The following is a 16,075-nucleotide window of genomic DNA, read 5'->3' as shown; positions in this document are numbered from 1 at the left end:
CCCGCCGCAATGACAGGCTATAGGAGTGGCGCCACAACCTGCTGCTTGCGCGGCCAGGCATCCAGCACCGCCTTGAACAGCGTGGCCAGCGGGATGGCGAAAAACACACCCCAGAAGCCCCACAAGCCACCGAACAACAGCACCGCGCAAATGATCGCCACCGGGTGCAAGCTCACCGCTTCTGAAAACAGCAACGGCACCAGTACGTTGCCATCCAGTGTCTGAATGATTCCGTAGAGCGCCATCAGGTAAATGAACTGGTCGCTCCAGCCCCACTGGAACAAGGCAATCAGGCACACCGGCACAGTCACGACCACCGCTCCTACGTAGGGCACCACCACCGACACACCCACCAATAAGGCCAGCAATGCCGCGTAATTGAGATCCATGACGACAAACGCAATGTAGGTGACGCCTCCGCAGATGATGATCTCGATGACTTTGCCACGAATGTAGTTGGCAATCTGACGGTTCATATCATGCGCCACGCGGGTAATCAGCGCACGCTGGCGAGGCAAGTAGCTGCGCACCCAGCGGCCGATCATGGCCCGGTCCTTGAGAAAGAAGAACACCAGAATCGGCACCAGTACCAAATAGATCATGATGTTGACCAACAGCGGCAGACTGGACAGCGAGAGGGTCAACGCCAATTGCCCCACTTTGCCAATCTCCCCCCGCGCCACCTCGATGGCCTGCAACACTTGCTCATCCGAGACCAGATGCGGGTAGCGCTCAGGCAGCAACAACAGCAACGACTGCCACTTGACGAGCATGCCCGGCAGCTCATTGAACAGCGTGATCAATTGGTGCCACAGCAGCGGCACCACTACCACGATAAACAGCAATAACAGGCCCATGAACAACGCAAACACCAGCCCTACGGCCACCGCTCCAGGCAAGCGCAAGCGCTCCAGCGCCACCACCAACCCCTGCATGAGGTACGCCAGGACCATGCCCGCCAGCACAGGCGCCAGCATGCCGCCCAAGGTCAAGACCACTGTGAACGCCAGCACCAGCAACACGGCCAGCACCACCGCTTCCTCATCGGAAAAGTAGCGTTGTATCCAGTTACGCAACACGTTGAACATCAAGATTACTTTTAAAAGGTGTCGCCCGGGCGTCAGGCCTTGCGCAACCAATAACGATAGACGCCCGAATCCTCTTGCTCGCCGAGCAGTTCATGCCCCGCCAGGCGCGCGAATGTGCGGAAGTCGCGCTGGGAGCCCGCATCAGTCGCAATCACCTTCAGCACGGCACCCGAGCTCATCTGATTGAGTACCATCTTCGCCTTGAGCAACGGCAACGGGCAATTCAGACCGCTGGCGTCCAGCAGCGAATCATGTTCCAACACATCAGTCATTTACCCGTCCTCAGGCATTTTGTAGCGCACTAGAATACCCCAGGCTGACCCGCCTCTGGTCGCCAGCCCACTGTGCAGCTACAGTAAGCCCTTTATCGACTAGAGCTTCGTGCATGAATTTTCTGCGCCCGACCCTGTTGACGCTCGCTTGCCTGCTCGCATCACCGCTTTTCGCCGACGATTTGCCGTCGTTGGGTGATGCCAGCTCCTCCATTGTTTCGCCTCAACAAGAGTACAAACTGGGTCGCGCCTGGCTAAGCATGTTGCGCGGCCAGGTCTCGCAGCTTAACGATCCGCAGCTCAAGGACTACGTTGAAACCAGCGTCTATAAATTGGTCGAAACCAGCCAGGTTCAGGACCGGCGCCTTGAATTCATATTAATCAACAGCCCCCAGCTCAACGCCTTTGCCGCGCCCGGCGGAATCATCGGCGTGAACGGCGGCCTGTTTCTCAACGCGCAGACCGAAGGTGAGTATGCCTCGGTGCTGGCGCACGAATTGGCCCACTTGTCGCAGCGGCACTTCGCACGCGGGGTCGAAGCGCAACAACGCATGCAATTGCCCATGATGGCCGCCTTGCTGGCGGGCATCGTCATCGCCGCCTCGGGGGCGGGTGATGCCGGGATTGCCGCTATTGCGGGCACTCAGGCCGCAGCATTTCAGGAGCAGCGACGCTTCTCCCGGCAAAACGAGCAGGAAGCAGACCGCATTGGCATCCTTAATCTGGAGAAAGCCGGTTACGACCCGCGCTCCATGCCGACGATGTTCGAGCGCCTGATGCGCCAATACCGGTTCGATGCCAAACCACCGGAATTTTTACTGACTCACCCGGTGACCGAATCGCGTATTGCAGACACCCGCAACCGTGCTGAACAAGCCCGCCCCGGCGGCGCCGAGGACAGCCTGCGCTATCAATTGATTCGCGCACGGGTGCAACTCAACTACGAAGAAACACCCGGACTTGCCGCCAAGCGTTTCCGGGTCCAACTCGATGAAAACCCGAACAACGACGTGGCCCGCTACGGTTTGGCCATCGCGCAGATCAAGGGCAGTCAATTCAAGGACGCTCGGGACAACCTGAAACGGCTGCTCGACAAATCGCCTAACGACATCACGTACAACCTGGCACAGATCGAACTCGACATGGCCAGCAATCAACTGGACGATGCGCAAAAGCGCGTCGAACGGATGCGTACGCTGTATCCGGGCAATTACCCGCTCAATCAGGCGCGAGTCGATCTGTTGCTTAAACAGAACAGAGCAGGCGAAGCAGACAAAGCACTAGAAGCCTTGCTCAAAAGTCGACCGAACGACCCGGATGTCTGGTACTCGGTGGCTGAAACCCGCGGCCTTTCGGGCAATATCATCGGCTTGCATCAGGCGCGGGCGGAGTACTTTGCACTGGTGGGTGATTACCGTCAGGCCCTGCAACAGCTGGACCTGGCGAAAAAACTGACCAATAACTTCCAGCTGCTATCGCGCATTGATGCTCGTCAACGTGATTTGCTGGATGAAGAACGGTCTATCAAAGACATGATGAATTGAGAGTACACCTGAAAGCGGCAGCTTCACGAGAATGAGCTACCGCCTTCAGTGCCTACGCCCAAGAGCGACACTCAGGCGTTGCCCGCCAGCTTCAAACGGGCCGTTTGAGTGAAGTCCAACATGCGTTTGAGCGGGCGAACCGCTTGCGGCACCAGCGCCGGATCGACAAAGATCTCGTTCGATCCCTTCTGTAGACATTCCAGCGTACGTTCCAGCGTATTCATTGCCATCCACGGGCAATGGGCGCAACTGCGGCATGCCGCGCCATTGCCTGCCGTAGGCGCTTCAATAAAGACTTTGTCAGGACACAGCTGCTGCATTTTGTAAAAAATGCCGCGGTCGGTGGCCACGATGAAGGTCTTGTTGGGCAGGTTCTGCGCGGCGGCAATCAGTTGACTGGTGGAGCCTACGGCGTCGGCCAGATCAATCACCGACTCGGGCGATTCAGGATGAACCAGAATCGCTGCATCCGGGTACAGCGCCTTCATGTCTTCGAGCTGCTTGGACTTGAACTCTTCATGGACAATGCACGCCCCATCCCAGAGCAACATGTCGGCCCCGGTCTGGCGCTGGATATAGCGCCCAAGATGCTTGTCAGGCCCCCAGATGATCGTTTCGCCGTTATCCATCAGGCTTTCGACGATTTCCAGCGCACAGCTTGATGTCACCACCCAGTCTGCACGGGCTTTAACCGCAGCTGACGTGTTAGCGTAAACTACCACAGTGCGCTCGGGGTGTTTGTCACAGAACGCAGAAAACGCTTCGACCGGGCAACCCAGGTCCAGCGAGCAGGTGGCTTCCAGCGTCGGCATCAGCACACGCTTTTCAGGGGTGAGGATTTTGGCCGTTTCACCCATGAAACGAACACCGGCGACCAGTACCGTTTTTGCGGGATGCGCGGCACCGAAACGGGCCATTTCCAGCGAGTCGGAAACGCAACCGCCTGTTTCTTCGGCGAGCGCCTGAATCACGGCATCGCAATAAAAATGAGCCACCAGAACCGCATCCTGCGCCTTGAGCTCGGCAGCGATGGCGGCACGCAATGCAGCCTCTTCTTCCAGGGTCAGGGCTTTAGGCTGCTTGGCATCAAGGTGGGCTTGAACCAGAAGTCGTTCGGAAATATGCGTCATGTTCGCAAGACCTGCAGGCGCTACTGCGCGAAAGTCGAGTGTACCACCGGCTCCGGACCGTCGAGTCCCGCCGGGAGAGTGTGTGTTATCAGGCACGGACCATCTATTCAGCTCGCCAAGGCTACAGAATATGCTTGCGATTCAAAAGTTTAATGTTTCAGGGGAGGTCTTGCAGGGGATGTGTTGCAGGGCCACAAGGGCAAATCTGCCGATGACTGGCAGGCCACCAGGCATCGGCAGCAGAACTTAACTCACTGGCTCAACGCTTTAAGCACAAGCTCAGCCACAGCGCCACCTGACGCAGGGTTCTGGCCCGTAATCAAACGCCCATCTGCAACGGCATAAGCCGCCCACGGCTGGCTCGCCTTCTCATACTTGGCCCCACGCTTGACCAGCTCGGTCTCGGTCAAATACGGCACGACTTCGGCCAAACCGGCCAATTGCTCTTCTTCATTGGAGAAACCCGTGAGTTTTTTCCCCTCAATCAGCAGTTTGCCGTCGCTGAGCATGATATTCAGCAGCCCGACCGCCCCGTGACATACCGAGGACACGACTCCACCCGACTCATAAATCTCGCGGCTGATGGTTTGCAGCTCAACGTTGTCCGGGAAATCCCAGATGACCCCGTGGCCCCCTGCAAAGTAAATAGCGCAGTAGTCTTCAGGCTTGATATCGCTTGGCTTGAGCGTTGCGCCAAGGCGATTCATGAACGACTTATCGTGATACCACTGCCAGTCAATATCAGCTGCCATGTCCTTGGCCAAACTGTGAGGGTCGATCGGCGTGTAACCACCTTGAGGGCTGACGAAGTCGACTGTGTAGCCTGCAGCCTCAACCTTCTGTACGAAATGCACCGCCTCCCCCAGCCATAAACCCGTGGCACGCGGCAGGTTCGGGTATTTTTCGACACTGGTCAAAACCACCAACATTTTCTTGCTCATCGTAAGCCTCCTGTAAATAGCGGGTATGCACGCAACTTGGGCTGTACATCACTGCAAATGGTTCAGCCGAGGAACGAAGCGAGAGCATAGACCATTAGGTTTGCCGACTCAGGGTGAGCGGCTACGCTGAGTTTTCCCAGCACTTGAAATAGCGTGCCAGCATCCAACCCAACAGGAGTTGAAGCCATGACCACAGTCACGAATGCGCAGGAAGCCGTCGGTGTCGCGGCATCGGAGTCAGTCAACGCGGCGTATCAAAAAACCTTTGCTGTCGGCGGAGCCATCATTGATAACGCCACAAAAAAAATCATCGCAGCCATGCATAACAACGTATTGATGCCCTACCCGCCAGCCTCTGGCACAACCCGGTTTCTACCCCACGACCCTACCGCCCATGGCGAACGGCAATTGGTGGACTGGTATTACGAAAACGCCGCCGCACTCAAACTGCCACCTGCGCAGCAGCTCACGATCGTTACAACGCTCGACCCGTGCGCCATGTGCGCAGGCTCTTTACTCACCGCGGGGTTCAATGTTGCCGTCAGCGCAATCGATACCTATGCGGGCATTAATTACAACAGCGCGTTTGATTTCCCCACTCTGCCCCTCCACATACGCGAACAAGCGCAAAAAAGCTGGGCTTATTACGCTGTCGCACCACCCTTCAGCCGTGCTTTTACAGGCAGCACCACGCCGGTCTTTGCAGGACAGACGATTGATTCGTTGTTGTATTGCCTGACGTCATCCATTTTTGAAGCCAGCGTGAACACCGTCAGAGAGTCCAGCAATAACAGCGGCATCGAGCCGGCACACTTGAAAAACCCCGCCGACCTCCCTGCCAACAGCCCCGTACGACAAGCGCTAACAGCATTGAGCGACCAAGCACTCACAACGGTCTCACCCAGCCCGCGCAACCCTGGCGCCGAGCTGAGCGCCCCATTGATTGCCGTTGCACAACAGGCCCAGCTCAACGGCGGCGCCTTCAACGCGGTTGCGCTGCTTGATCCATTTGGTAATTTGCTGACCTGCTTGGGCGGGAGTGAAAAACAATCCCCCATCCGCACGGCATTTATGGAGACCACGCGCGGTTACGCCGTTCTGCGCTGGAAACTCATGAATGACCCGTCACCGGAAGTGCGCGCCGAAGCCGAGCAATATCTGACGCACCCCAAATACGGAACATTCGTCTTTCTTTACGCCCCAGATCCCGCAACACCACAGGCCGTGATGACACTGGGGGCGTACGGATCAACGATGGAAGGCCCCGTACCGCAGAGCTACCCCTCGAACTTTCAATACGTACTGTTGCCCGCCTCAACCACCGCACAGGCCGTTTCGGAACTGGCGCAAACGCTGCCGCCTTTTTATACCCAAAGCGTGCAAGTGGCGCCCGCCCAAGTGCTCAGCGAAGCGTTGATTGCCAGCGCCCAGCAAGGCGGATGCGAGCACTAGCTAAATTCGCCATCAAGCGCCAACGGGACGACGCGACTGGATGGCGTCGTCCCGTTGCAGGTATGTCCATTCCAGGCAAATTAAAGACACAAAAAAGCCGGTAGACCCTAAGGTACTGACCGGCTGTTTTGGTGTAGCGATATGGTGGGTCGTGTGGGATTCGAACCTACGACCAATTGGTTAAAAGCCAACTGCTCTACCAACTGAGCTAACGACCCGCTTCGTTGTGGGACGTATAATACTGATTTTTAACGAGAATTCAACACCCGATTAAAAATAAATATGAAATAAATCAAAAATAACGGGTTGGGTCTTTGATTCCGGCGGCTGCAAAGCCATCTGCACGCAAGCGACAGCTGTCGCACTTACCGCATGCACGGCCCTGGTCATCGGCCTGATAGCACGAAACAGTCAGCGAATAGTCGACGCCTAACTGTATGCCCGCCTGAACGATCTGTGCCTTGCTCAGATTTTGCAAAGGCGCCTTGATACTGAAAGGCTTACCTTCGACACCCGCCTTGGTAGCAAGGTTGGCCATGACTTCAAAAGCCTCGACAAACTCGGGACGGCAATCCGGATAGCCTGAATAGTCCACAGCGTTCACGCCGATAAAAATATCTTGGGCGTCCAGTACCTCGGCCCAACCCAATGCCAACGACAGGAACACCGTATTGCGCGCTGGGACATAGGTGACGGGAATACCTTCACTTGGCGCCTCAGGCACGTCAATCGAGCTGTCGGTCAGCGCCGACCCTCCGATGCCGTCCAGGTTCAGGCCAATGACCTTGTGGTCAATGACCCCCAGATCACGGGCAACACGCGCTGCGGCATCAAGTTCCGCACGATGGCGCTGGCCATAATCAAAGCTCATCGTGTAGCAGCTGTAGCCCTCGGCGCGAACCATGGCGACAACGGTCGCCGAATCCAGGCCACCCGACAACAGAATGACCGCTCTTTTCTCTCTTACAACCGATTGTTCCGTCATTTCAGCGCCCCGGCTCATCATTCCATAAGTATTTGTGCAACTGCATTTGCAAACGCACAGGCAAGTTGTCCGCTACGATCCAGTCGGCCAGGTCACGGGCCGACAAATCATGATGGCTTGGCGAAAACAGCACCTCGCCCGCTCGCCGCTCCAATCCATACTCGATCAACTTCGAAACAGCCCAGTCGTAGTCATCACGCGAACAGATCACAAACTTGACCTGATCATTGGATGTCAGCAACGCGATATTTTCGTAGAGGTTACGATGGGATTCTTTAGAGCCAGGGGTTTTCAAATCAAGCACGCGACTGACGCGTGGATCAACTGCCGAAATATCCAAGGCGCCACTGGTCTCGATGGAGACTTCATACCCGGCATCACAGAGCTGCGTCAGTAAAGGGATTGCGTTGGGCTGCGCCAGCGGCTCCCCCCCCGTAACACAGACGTAACGCGGACGATAACTTGCCACCTGCTCGAGTATGTCCTCAAGAGGCCTCACAGTGCCGCCACTGAATGCGTAAGCGCTGTCGCAATAACCACAGCGCAACGGGCAACCGGTAAGGCGAACAAAAACGGTCGGCAAGCCAGCCGTTCGCGTTTCACCCTGCAACGAGTAAAAAACTTCGGTAATTCTCAATGTGTCTTGCATATCCGCCACGGGCGTAACAGCTAAACAGGCTGTCCGCCTCCGTCAGGCACTCCAAAGAATCTGCCAACGCAGTACTCAGAAGAGCGTATTTCATAAAAGGGCGTGGATTCTAACGAAAAAACCCGCGACAGGCGCGGGTTTCTCGATGAAAGCGTTTGAGAGCTTACATGCGCTGCAAATCGCGCTGCGCCAATTGCGCTGCCGATGTGCCCGGATATTGAGACACCACTTGCTGCAGGATGCCTTTAACCTTATCGGCATGGCCAAGACGGCGCTCTACATCAGCCAACTTGTACAAAGAGTCAGGCACCTTCCCATGCTTGGGATAAAGCTGGCTGACTTTGGCAAATGCCTGGCCTGCAGCCTGCAAATCCCCTTTCGCCAAATTCACCTCACCCAGCCAGTACTGCGCGTTACCGGCGTACTGACTGTTAGGGTATTTGCGCAAAAAGGCAGTGAAAGCCTGACTGGCCTTGTCGAAATCTTTGGCCTTGATCAAGTCGAAAGCAGCATCGTAATAGAGCTTTTCTTTCGCAGGATCACCCGGCTCGGAACTGGCGGCGGCCTGAGGTGCAGGCGCGGCCGTATTACTGGCGGCGGTATTGCTGCCACCCGATGACGAATTATCAGGCGTGGCAGCAGGAGCAATGCCAGCACCAATACGCCGATCAAGATCCTGGTATCGCTCCAGGCTTTCTTGCTTCATGCGCGAGATATCATTTTGCAGAACTTCAATCACACCCTGTTGGCGTGCAATCTGTTCCTGCATTTGTTGCAACTGGTTGAACAGCTCGCCCTGTGCCGAGACAGGGGCCGAAACCCCTCCCCCGGCATAGGCGCCGCTCGCACCGTAACCCGTTGACGGATAACTCCCCCCGCTATTGTTATAGCCAGAGTTGTCATCGACCACAGGAACCGCAGCCCAAACCGCAAGCGACATGAGGCTGAGAGTCAGAATAGTTACAGCACGGCGGCACGTTCGCATGACGAATTACTTACGCAGTTCGACGCGACGGTTCTGAGCCCACGACTGTTCGTCGTTGCCAGTAGCGATCGGACGCTCTTTACCGTAGGACACCAGCTCCAGCTGTGCTGGAGAAACACCTTGCAGTACCAGGTAGCGTTGAACGGCTTTCGCACGACGCTCGCCCAGTGCCATGTTGTACTCACGAGTACCACGGGCGTCAGTGTTACCTTCCAGAACAACGCGAGCGCCGTTAGCTTTCAGGTCTTTTGCGTGAACGTCCAGAGCGCGCATAGCTTCTGGTTTCAGGTCCGAACTGTCGTATTCGAAGTAGAAAACAGTGATAGCACGCAGAGCAGCTTCTTCGCTCAGGGAGCCATCAACAGCGCCTGTGTTTGCGCCGTAACCAGCGTTTGGATCAACAGCAGCGCCTTCACCGGCATTGTCGCCGCCTTTGGACGAGCAACCTACAGCTACAGCCATGGCCAGTGCCAGCGCAGCAAATTTACCAAACTTCAGCATTTCCATCGTAAAACTCCTAATGAACCCCAAGTGTTAAGTGCAACGTAAAGCTATCACCACGTCAGTTCAGGTAAGGGGACCAGGAAGGTTCTCTGACTTCGCCTTGAGCGGTAGGAAGAGGGAGCCTTACGCGTCCGTTAATGGACACGAGCATCAAGACTCCCCGGCCCTGCTGGCGGGTGGCGTAGATTACCATGGTGCCGTTGGGCGCAACAGTAGCTGACTCATCAAGGTTGGTATCTGTGAGTATTTTCACGCTTCCACGCTGCAAATCTTGCGCTGCGACACGGAAGTTTGTGAAACCGTCCTGACGATGAATCATTACCAGGGTCTTTTCGTCTGCCGAAAGCTTCGGACTGGCGTTGTAGTTCCCGATAAATGTCACGCGTTCTGCATTACCGCTACCGACTGTGGTTTTGTAGATTTGTGGTTTACCGCCACGGTCAGAGGTGAAGTAGATGGTAGACCCATCTTTACCCCAGAACGGTTCGGTATCGATAGCCGGGCTGTTGGTCACGCGCGTCAACTGACGAGAAGCCAGGTTCATCACGTAAATTTCAGCGTTGCCATCTTTGGACAACACAAATGCCAGCTTCGAACCGTCCGGGGACCACGCAGGAGCACCGTTGAGGCCTTCGAAGTTGGTGATTTGCTCGCGACGGCCGGTATCAATGTTCTGCATGAAGATACGCGGACGTTTTTGTTCGAACGACACATAAGCAATGCGCTTGCCATCTGGCGCAAAACGCGGCGACAGAATCGGTTCACGCGATTGCAGCAGTGTGACTGCACGCGCACCGTCGTAATCCGAGCGCTGCAAGGTGTAGCGTGTGTTGTTGGCACTTGCGCGCTCAGCCGTCACGTACAACAGACGGGTTGAGAATGCACCTTTAATACCGGTCAGCTTTTCAAACGACTGATCGGAGATGTAATGCGCCATGTCCCGAAGCTGCTCAGCAGTACCGGAAACACTGCCGGTCAGAACCGGTTGCTCGGTGGCCACGTTGAACAGGGCATATTGCACCTGCAAACGACCGCCAGCCGGAACAATATTACCGACCATAACGTATTGGGCACCCAGCGCTTTCCAGTCACGGAAAATGACTTCACTCGCCTGGGTCGGCAAGCTGATCATGTTCTGCTTTGGAATCGGCGCGTAGTAACCCGAGTTGCGCAGGTCATTACCAATGATCTCCGCCATGTCGTCCGGCAGAACGGAACCACCCTGCCAGCCGAATGGAACCACGGCAATCGGTGTGGCCCGGTCGCTACCGCTGGTGACCAGAATGTTCTTTTCTTCCGCCATTGCCATCCCTGCAAAGCAGCAGACGACGACTAGCAGTCCTCGAAAAAAGTTAATCACAAGGCTAGATCCTCAGGTGTGAATGTCATCTTGAATGATCGATAAGGATTGAATTCGCTGGGCTTCAAACCCTGCATCTCCGTTAAACGGCCAATATTCTTGACCGCCGCCACAGCCGAACTGTCAAAAGGTCCGTCACCGCTGGACCTGGCAACCGTAACCGAAGTTACCGTGCCATCCGGCAACATGCCGATTTGCAGCACCACTGTCATGTTCTTGCGAGCCGAAGGAGGACGAGCCCACCCTTCTGCTGCCCGGGCACGAATCAGGTCATCAAAACTACCGGCGACCTCATCGCCCTGCTCCTCTGCCAAGGCTTGTTGACGTTGGGGCGTGTCAGAAAGCAAATCTGCCAAGGCCTGGGCCTTTTTCTCTTCGGTCGATTTACGCGCTGCTTCTACTGCCTTCTTCTTGGCAGCATCGGCAGACGCTTTTTTCTTCGCGTCTTCGGCGGCTTTCTTTTTTGCCTCGTCCGCTACAGCCTTTTTCTTGGCATCTTCAGCCGCTTTCTTCTTCGCATCTTCGACAATCTTTTTCTTGGCTTCTTCGGCGGCCTTTTTCTTCGCCTCTTCTTCAGCGGCTTTTTTGGCCTCTTCCTCAGATTTCTTTTTGGCTATGTCAGCCAATTTCTTCTCTTCAGCCTTTTTAGCTTCGGTAGCTTTTTTAGCATCATCAGCCTTCTTGGCTTCGTCCGCTTTTTTAGCTTCTTCGGCCTTTTTGGCTTCGCTGGCCTTGGCTTCGTCAGCCTTCTTGGCCTCTGCGGCTTTCTCGGCAGCCTCTTCTTTCTTTTGCTCTGCCGCTTTCACGGCTTCCTGCTCAACCTTTTTTTGCTCCATCTGTTCAACTTCGGTCTGACGTGCGGCAGATTTCTTTGCCTCACCCGCAATCTTTTGATTGGTTTGGGTCGTCGCCTGACTTTTTGACTTCAGTTGATACAAGGTTGCTTGAACAATCGGCTTGGAGGGTGGCAATTCCGGCGTCATGGCAAAACTGGCGAAGAGCATGCCAAAAATCAGGACGTGCAGCCCCACCGCCCAAACTGTAGGCCAAAAATAATTTTCAGAGGCGGACGGCTCCCGCTGTTCGCGCATCAGGGAGCCTCGGTGATCAAGCCAACGTTACCGACGCCGGCTTTCTGCAAGCCGCCCATGGCACCCATTACCGCGCCGTAATCCACCGACTTGTCACCGCGAATAAAGACTTGGGTGTGCTTGCCACCCTCATTGCCGGCACGAATGATTTTGGTCACGGCATCGGTCATCTGCGGCAAGGTCATGGCCTTGTCCATCTGCTTTTCAGTGTCGACTTCGCTGCCAAGGTTCCAGAAGTAGGTCTTGTCAGCCTTGATCGAAATAGTCAGAACCTGAGTGTTGTTGTCTTGCGGCAAAGCCTCGCTGGAGACTTTGGGCAAATCCACTTTCACACCCTGGTTGAGCATGGGCGCCGTCACCATGAAAATGACCAGCAGTACCAACATCACGTCGATGTAAGGCACTACGTTCATCTCGGCGACCGGCTTGCGCTTCTTGCGAGCTCGAGCGATTAAAGCCATTGGAAAATACCTGCTTATTCTTCGCTGGTGTGCACTTTGCGGTGCAGGATCGCCTGGAATTCATCGGCGAAGGTGTAGTAGCGACTGATCAGGGTTTCGCTACGCGCAGCAAAGCGGTTGTAAGCGATAACAGCCGGGATTGCAGCAAACAGACCGATCGCGGTAGCCACCAGCGCTTCGGCGATACCGGGTGCTACGGTTGCCAGCGTGGCCTGCTGCGCAGTCGCGAGCCCGCGAAAGGAGTTCATGATGCCCCACACCGTACCGAACAAACCGATGTACGGGCTAACGGAACCGACCGTTGCGAGGAACGGCAGGCTTTGCTCCAGCTTTTCTTCTTCACGGGAAATGGCCACGCGCATGGCACGGGCCACGCCCTCCATGACAGCCTCAGGATCTACGCCTGGCTGCTGACGCAGACGGGAAAACTCCTTGAAACCCGCACGAAAGATCTGTTCAACGCCCGAATCCGGGTCAGGGTTACTGCCCGCCTGGCGATACAACTTGGACAGATCTATACCCGACCAGAAGCGCTCTTCAAAGCTTTCCAGGGCACGTCGACCGGCACGCAGCATGGTGCTGCGCTGAAAAATCATGACCCACGAGGTAACCGATGCGGCCAGCAGGGTCAACATTACCAATTGCACAACAATGCTGGCATTGCTGACCAAGCTCCACATGGAGGAATGGTCGACGACGTTAGCTTCCACGCTTTATCTCCTGCTCTAAATGTTTACCCGCGCCGCTCACGTCGGCAAAGGCCGTACGTAAAGCTTCGGGAATGGCCCGGGGTTTGAAACTATCGGCGCGCACACAGGCCACCAAAAACTGCCCTTCACAGAGCAACGTTGAGTCCGCAGCCCGCCAGACCTGCTGTTTGAAACGCAAGCTGGCACGGTTGAGTTCTATTACTTGCGCAGTTACCAACAGTTCGTCGTCCAGTCGCGCCGGTGCGTGATAACGCGCCTCGCTGGAATGCACGACAAATAACAGGTTCTCGCCTGCCAGCTCGGACTGGGCAAACCCCAGCTCCCGCAGCCTTTCGGTTCGAGCCCGCTCCATAAACTTTAGATAATTTACGTAATACACGACGCCACCCGCATCGGTGTCTTCGTAATAAACGCGACAGCGATGTGCGAACGGCTCAAGCCTGTTTTGCGCGCGCATACTCTAGTGCTTACTCCTCAGGTTGCCAATCCGCCAGACCACTGTTTTTCACTCTTCTTAGACTTTAAGACCCAGGATTTTCAGCGCCAGCCCTTGTGACATCAAAAACGGCAAAAAAATCGACTCATTACGCCTTAATTAATCATCCAGCGCGTTCGAGAATTCATTAGCGCCCGGCATTTCGCCCAAACGCGACGGAATATTCAGACCGAAGTGCAAATACGCATGCCGGGTCACGACCCGCCCTCGCGGCGTACGCATGATATAGCCCTGCTGAATCAAATACGGCTCCAGCACATCCTCAATGGTATGGCGCTCTTCACTGATCGCCGCTGCAAGACTGTCGACCCCAACCGGCCCACCATCGAACTTCTCGATCATGGTTAACAGCAATCGCCGGTCCTGATGATCAAAACCGTGCTCATCCACATCCAGTAGGTTGAGTGCCAGATCCGCCACCGATTTGGTGATGTGCCCCTTGGCCCGCACTTCGGCAAAGTCACGCACCCGACGCAGTAATCGATTGGCGATACGCGGCGTACCGCGGGCACGCCGTGCAATTTCGTACGCACCTTCAGGATCCAGCGGCAAACCGAAAATTCCCGCGGAACGACTGACGATCGTCGCCAGATCATCCGTGCCGTAGAACTCAAGCCGCTGAACGATACCGAAGCGGTCGCGCAGTGGGTTGGTCAGCATCCCGGCACGGGTTGTGGCCCCAACCAGCGTAAACGGCGGCAAGTCCAGCTTGATCGAACGGGCAGCAGGCCCCTCACCGATCATGATGTCCAGCTGAAAATCTTCCATGGCCGGGTACAAAACTTCCTCGACAATGGGCGACAGACGATGGATCTCGTCAATGAACAGCACATCATGGGGCTCCAGATTGGTCAGCAAGGCCGCCAGATCTCCCGGCCGCTCAAGTACCGGGCCCGACGTACTTTTGATGGAAACCCCCATTTCCTGCGCGATGATGTTCGCCAGGGTGGTTTTACCCAAGCCTGGCGGACCGAAAATCAACGTGTGGTCCAACGACTCAGCACGCCCCCGCGCCGCCTGAATGAACAACTCCATCTGCTCACGCACTGCCGGCTGGCCAATATAGTCAGCCAGACTCAGTGGACGGATCGCACGATCCTGAACGTCTTCGCGGTCACGTCCACTGGAAGCGGTTATCAAACGATCAGCTTCAATCACTTAAATCATTCCCTTCAGGGCCCGGCGAATCATATCTTCACTGCTCAACGTTTTGTCCTTAATGGCTGACACGGCTTTACTCGCCTCTTGAGGCTTATAGCCCAAAGAAATCAAAGCGCTGACCGCATCGCTTTCAGCGCTGGCGACTTGCACCGGCGCATCCGGCTGATTGGGCACCAGCGCAAACATGCTCGGCACCTGCTCCCAGGCCTTGAACCGATCCTTCAACTCGACCAACAGGCGCTCGGCAGTTTTCTTGCCAACCCCCGGCACCTTGGTCAGCGCCGACGTGTCCTGTGCCTGCACGCAACGCACCAGTTCATCGACTTCCAGGCTGGACATCAATGCCAGCGCCAGTTTCGGGCCCACGCCATTGAGTCGAATCAGCTCGCGAAAAAAATCGCGCTCTCGCTTGCCACTGAAACCATAGAGCAACTGCGCATCTTCGCGAACCACCAGATGGGTATGCAGGGTCAAGGGCTCGCCGATTGAAGGCAGGCGATAGAGCGTAGTCATCGGGACCTCGACCTCATAACCCAGGCCATTTACATCCAGAATCAGGTGAGGGGGCTGTTTTTCAGCGAGAGTACCGCGCAAGCGTCCAATCACGTTTCAGATCCTTTTTCAGGCCAGATCAATGGCTAACTAATGAGACCGGGGCGCTGCACAATTGCACAGGCAATCATTCGCAGCGCTCACACACGGCATACATGCCCTTCAAAGGCGCAGACGACCGCCCCGACTGCGCGCTGCGCCCAACCCGTGCGGCAGCAGACTGGAGCGCGTGTGCGCGTGGCACAACGCAATTGCCAGGGCATCGGAAGCATCGATTTGCGGCTTTGTGGTCAGTTTGAGCAAATGCATGACCATCATCATGACCTGCTCTTTATTCGCGCCCCCCGTGCCTGCAACGGCCTGCTTGATTTGAGTCGCCGTGTACTCGGCAATTTCCAGGCTCTCTTCACCGCCAGCCACGATCGCCGCGCCGCGGGCCTGACCCAGCTTTAATGCAGAGTCCGCATTACGCCCCATAAACACTTTTTCAATGCCCATCGTAACTGGGCCGTACGTCTGGATCACTTCGCGCACGCCGCGATAAACGATCTGCAGCCGCTCATGCATTTCGCCGTTGCCTGTACGAATACACCCCGAAGCCACGTACACACAGCCACGACCGGTATCCTGCACCACGCCATAGCCGGTAATTCGCGAACCGGGATCGATACCAAGAATAAGAGTCATAACGCCT

18 protein-coding genes and 1 tRNA gene are annotated in these 16,075 nt (G+C 55.9%); 2 read left to right on the top strand and 17 right to left on the bottom strand.

What is annotated here, in order from left to right; translation table 11 throughout:
- Nucleotides 1-17: 17 nt before the first annotated feature.
- Together BKD70_RS12045 and BKD70_RS12040 are read right to left on the bottom strand one after the other, a co-directional pair.
- Nucleotides 18-1,088: an AI-2E family transporter gene (locus tag BKD70_RS12045; protein WP_047276696.1), complete on the bottom strand. Its 1,071-nt coding sequence runs from the start codon at nt 1,086-1,088 to the stop codon at nt 18-20.
- Between the two features lie 32 nt (nt 1,089-1,120).
- Nucleotides 1,121-1,360 carry a sulfurtransferase TusA family protein gene (locus tag BKD70_RS12040; protein ID WP_047276697.1) on the bottom strand — a complete coding sequence of 80 codons (240 nt, stop codon included), beginning with the start codon at nt 1,358-1,360 and terminating at the stop codon, nt 1,121-1,123.
- A 113-nt stretch (nt 1,361-1,473) separates the two neighbouring features.
- Between BKD70_RS12040 and BKD70_RS12035 the strand changes: the two genes are divergently transcribed.
- The gene (locus tag BKD70_RS12035) at nt 1,474-2,904 is read left to right on the top strand and encodes a M48 family metalloprotease (protein WP_047276699.1); all 1,431 of its coding nucleotides are present in this window, start codon (nt 1,474-1,476) and stop codon (nt 2,902-2,904) included.
- Nucleotides 2,905-2,975: 71 nt separating this feature from the next.
- Here BKD70_RS12035 and nadA read toward each other — a convergent pair whose 3' ends face one another.
- Nucleotides 2,976-4,034, bottom strand: a complete 1,059-nt coding sequence (gene nadA, locus BKD70_RS12030; protein ID WP_047276701.1) for a quinolinate synthase NadA — start codon at nt 4,032-4,034, stop codon at nt 2,976-2,978.
- Between the two features lie 251 nt (nt 4,035-4,285).
- Entirely contained in the window at nt 4,286-4,975 is a 690-nt protein-coding gene (locus BKD70_RS12025) for a type 1 glutamine amidotransferase domain-containing protein (RefSeq protein ID WP_047276703.1), read from the bottom strand.
- A gap of 186 nt (nt 4,976-5,161) precedes the next feature.
- Between BKD70_RS12025 and BKD70_RS12020 the strand changes: the two genes are divergently transcribed.
- Nucleotides 5,162-6,427, top strand: coding sequence for a deaminase (locus tag BKD70_RS12020; RefSeq protein WP_047276704.1), 1,266 nt, complete (start codon nt 5,162-5,164; stop codon nt 6,425-6,427).
- A 142-nt stretch (nt 6,428-6,569) separates the two neighbouring features.
- Here the strand turns inward: BKD70_RS12020 and BKD70_RS12015 are convergent.
- The 13 genes from BKD70_RS12015 to ruvC all read right to left on the bottom strand — a co-directional run bounded on the left by BKD70_RS12015 (nt 6,570) and on the right by ruvC (nt 16,068).
- Nucleotides 6,570-6,645: transfer RNA gene (locus tag BKD70_RS12015), tRNA-Lys, on the bottom strand.
- 74 nt (nt 6,646-6,719) lie between these two features.
- Entirely contained in the window at nt 6,720-7,412 is a 693-nt protein-coding gene (gene queC / locus BKD70_RS12010) for a 7-cyano-7-deazaguanine synthase QueC (RefSeq protein ID WP_047277304.1), read from the bottom strand.
- 1 nt (nt 7,413) lies between these two features.
- The gene (gene queE / locus BKD70_RS12005) at nt 7,414-8,061 is read right to left on the bottom strand and encodes a 7-carboxy-7-deazaguanine synthase QueE (protein WP_047276706.1); all 648 of its coding nucleotides are present in this window, start codon (nt 8,059-8,061) and stop codon (nt 7,414-7,416) included.
- Between the two features lie 163 nt (nt 8,062-8,224).
- The gene (ybgF, locus tag BKD70_RS12000; protein WP_047276708.1) at nt 8,225-9,046 is read right to left on the bottom strand and encodes a tol-pal system protein YbgF; all 822 of its coding nucleotides are present in this window, start codon (nt 9,044-9,046) and stop codon (nt 8,225-8,227) included.
- Nucleotides 9,047-9,052: 6 nt separating this feature from the next.
- The gene (pal, locus tag BKD70_RS11995) at nt 9,053-9,553 is read right to left on the bottom strand and encodes a peptidoglycan-associated lipoprotein Pal (protein ID WP_003441254.1); all 501 of its coding nucleotides are present in this window, start codon (nt 9,551-9,553) and stop codon (nt 9,053-9,055) included.
- 55 nt (nt 9,554-9,608) lie between these two features.
- A complete protein-coding gene (gene tolB / locus BKD70_RS11990) occupies nt 9,609-10,859 on the bottom strand; it encodes a Tol-Pal system beta propeller repeat protein TolB (protein WP_213936080.1) in 1,251 nt (416 codons plus the stop codon).
- A 47-nt stretch (nt 10,860-10,906) separates the two neighbouring features.
- Nucleotides 10,907-12,001: a cell envelope integrity protein TolA gene (gene tolA / locus BKD70_RS11985; RefSeq protein ID WP_047276713.1), complete on the bottom strand. Its 1,095-nt coding sequence runs from the start codon at nt 11,999-12,001 to the stop codon at nt 10,907-10,909.
- Nucleotides 12,001-12,453, bottom strand: a complete 453-nt coding sequence (gene tolR, locus BKD70_RS11980) for a protein TolR (RefSeq protein WP_162199712.1) — start codon at nt 12,451-12,453, stop codon at nt 12,001-12,003. The genes tolA and tolR overlap by 1 nt, the downstream gene beginning before the upstream one ends.
- 23 nt (nt 12,454-12,476) lie before the next feature.
- Nucleotides 12,477-13,172 (bottom strand): protein TolQ, encoded by a 696-nt coding sequence (gene tolQ / locus BKD70_RS11975; protein ID WP_047276717.1) that lies wholly within the window; start codon nt 13,170-13,172, stop codon nt 12,477-12,479.
- The gene (ybgC, locus tag BKD70_RS11970) at nt 13,162-13,629 is read right to left on the bottom strand and encodes a tol-pal system-associated acyl-CoA thioesterase (protein WP_047276719.1); all 468 of its coding nucleotides are present in this window, start codon (nt 13,627-13,629) and stop codon (nt 13,162-13,164) included. Before ybgC ends, tolQ begins: the two co-directional genes overlap by 11 nt.
- A 138-nt stretch (nt 13,630-13,767) precedes the next feature.
- Entirely contained in the window at nt 13,768-14,826 is a 1,059-nt protein-coding gene (gene ruvB / locus BKD70_RS11965; protein ID WP_047276721.1) for a Holliday junction branch migration DNA helicase RuvB, read from the bottom strand.
- Nucleotides 14,827-15,435, bottom strand: coding sequence for a Holliday junction branch migration protein RuvA (gene ruvA, locus BKD70_RS11960; RefSeq protein ID WP_047276723.1), 609 nt, complete (start codon nt 15,433-15,435; stop codon nt 14,827-14,829). It abuts the gene before it with no gap.
- A 108-nt stretch (nt 15,436-15,543) separates the two neighbouring features.
- Nucleotides 15,544-16,068, bottom strand: coding sequence for a crossover junction endodeoxyribonuclease RuvC (ruvC, locus tag BKD70_RS11955; RefSeq protein WP_047276725.1), 525 nt, complete (start codon nt 16,066-16,068; stop codon nt 15,544-15,546).
- Nucleotides 16,069-16,075 lie beyond the last annotated feature (7 nt).

It is taken from the genome of Pseudomonas sp. BS-2016 (assembly GCF_001806145.1).
Lineage (GTDB): Bacteria > Pseudomonadota > Gammaproteobacteria > Pseudomonadales > Pseudomonadaceae > Aquipseudomonas > Aquipseudomonas lundensis.
This window is presented reverse-complemented; position numbering and strand designations above follow the sequence as displayed.

What these genes read in the sequence shown, in the direction of transcription:
- BKD70_RS12045 (WP_047276696.1), bottom strand. Translation starts at nt 1,088, where the DNA reads ATGTTCAACGTGTTGCGTAACTGGATACAACGCTACTTTTCCGATGAG.
- BKD70_RS12040 (WP_047276697.1), bottom strand. Translation starts at nt 1,360, where the DNA reads ATGACTGATGTGTTGGAACATGATTCGCTGCTGGACGCCAGCGGTCTG.
- BKD70_RS12035 (WP_047276699.1), top strand. Translation starts at nt 1,474, where the DNA reads ATGAATTTTCTGCGCCCGACCCTGTTGACGCTCGCTTGCCTGCTCGCA.
- nadA (WP_047276701.1), bottom strand. Translation starts at nt 4,034, where the DNA reads ATGACGCATATTTCCGAACGACTTCTGGTTCAAGCCCACCTTGATGCC.
- BKD70_RS12025 (WP_047276703.1), bottom strand. Translation starts at nt 4,975, where the DNA reads ATGAGCAAGAAAATGTTGGTGGTTTTGACCAGTGTCGAAAAATACCCG.
- BKD70_RS12020 (WP_047276704.1), top strand. Translation starts at nt 5,162, where the DNA reads ATGACCACAGTCACGAATGCGCAGGAAGCCGTCGGTGTCGCGGCATCG.
- queC (WP_047277304.1), bottom strand. Translation starts at nt 7,412, where the DNA reads ATGACGGAACAATCGGTTGTAAGAGAGAAAAGAGCGGTCATTCTGTTG.
- queE (WP_047276706.1), bottom strand. Translation starts at nt 8,061, where the DNA reads ATGCAAGACACATTGAGAATTACCGAAGTTTTTTACTCGTTGCAGGGT.
- ybgF (WP_047276708.1), bottom strand. Translation starts at nt 9,046, where the DNA reads ATGCGAACGTGCCGCCGTGCTGTAACTATTCTGACTCTCAGCCTCATG.
- pal (WP_003441254.1), bottom strand. Translation starts at nt 9,553, where the DNA reads ATGGAAATGCTGAAGTTTGGTAAATTTGCTGCGCTGGCACTGGCCATG.
- tolB (WP_213936080.1), bottom strand. Translation starts at nt 10,859, where the DNA reads ATGGCAATGGCGGAAGAAAAGAACATTCTGGTCACCAGCGGTAGCGAC.
- tolA (WP_047276713.1), bottom strand. Translation starts at nt 12,001, where the DNA reads ATGCGCGAACAGCGGGAGCCGTCCGCCTCTGAAAATTATTTTTGGCCT.
- ybgC (WP_047276719.1), bottom strand. Translation starts at nt 13,629, where the DNA reads ATGCGCGCGCAAAACAGGCTTGAGCCGTTCGCACATCGCTGTCGCGTT.
- ruvC (WP_047276725.1), bottom strand. Translation starts at nt 16,068, where the DNA reads ATGACTCTTATTCTTGGTATCGATCCCGGTTCGCGAATTACCGGCTAT.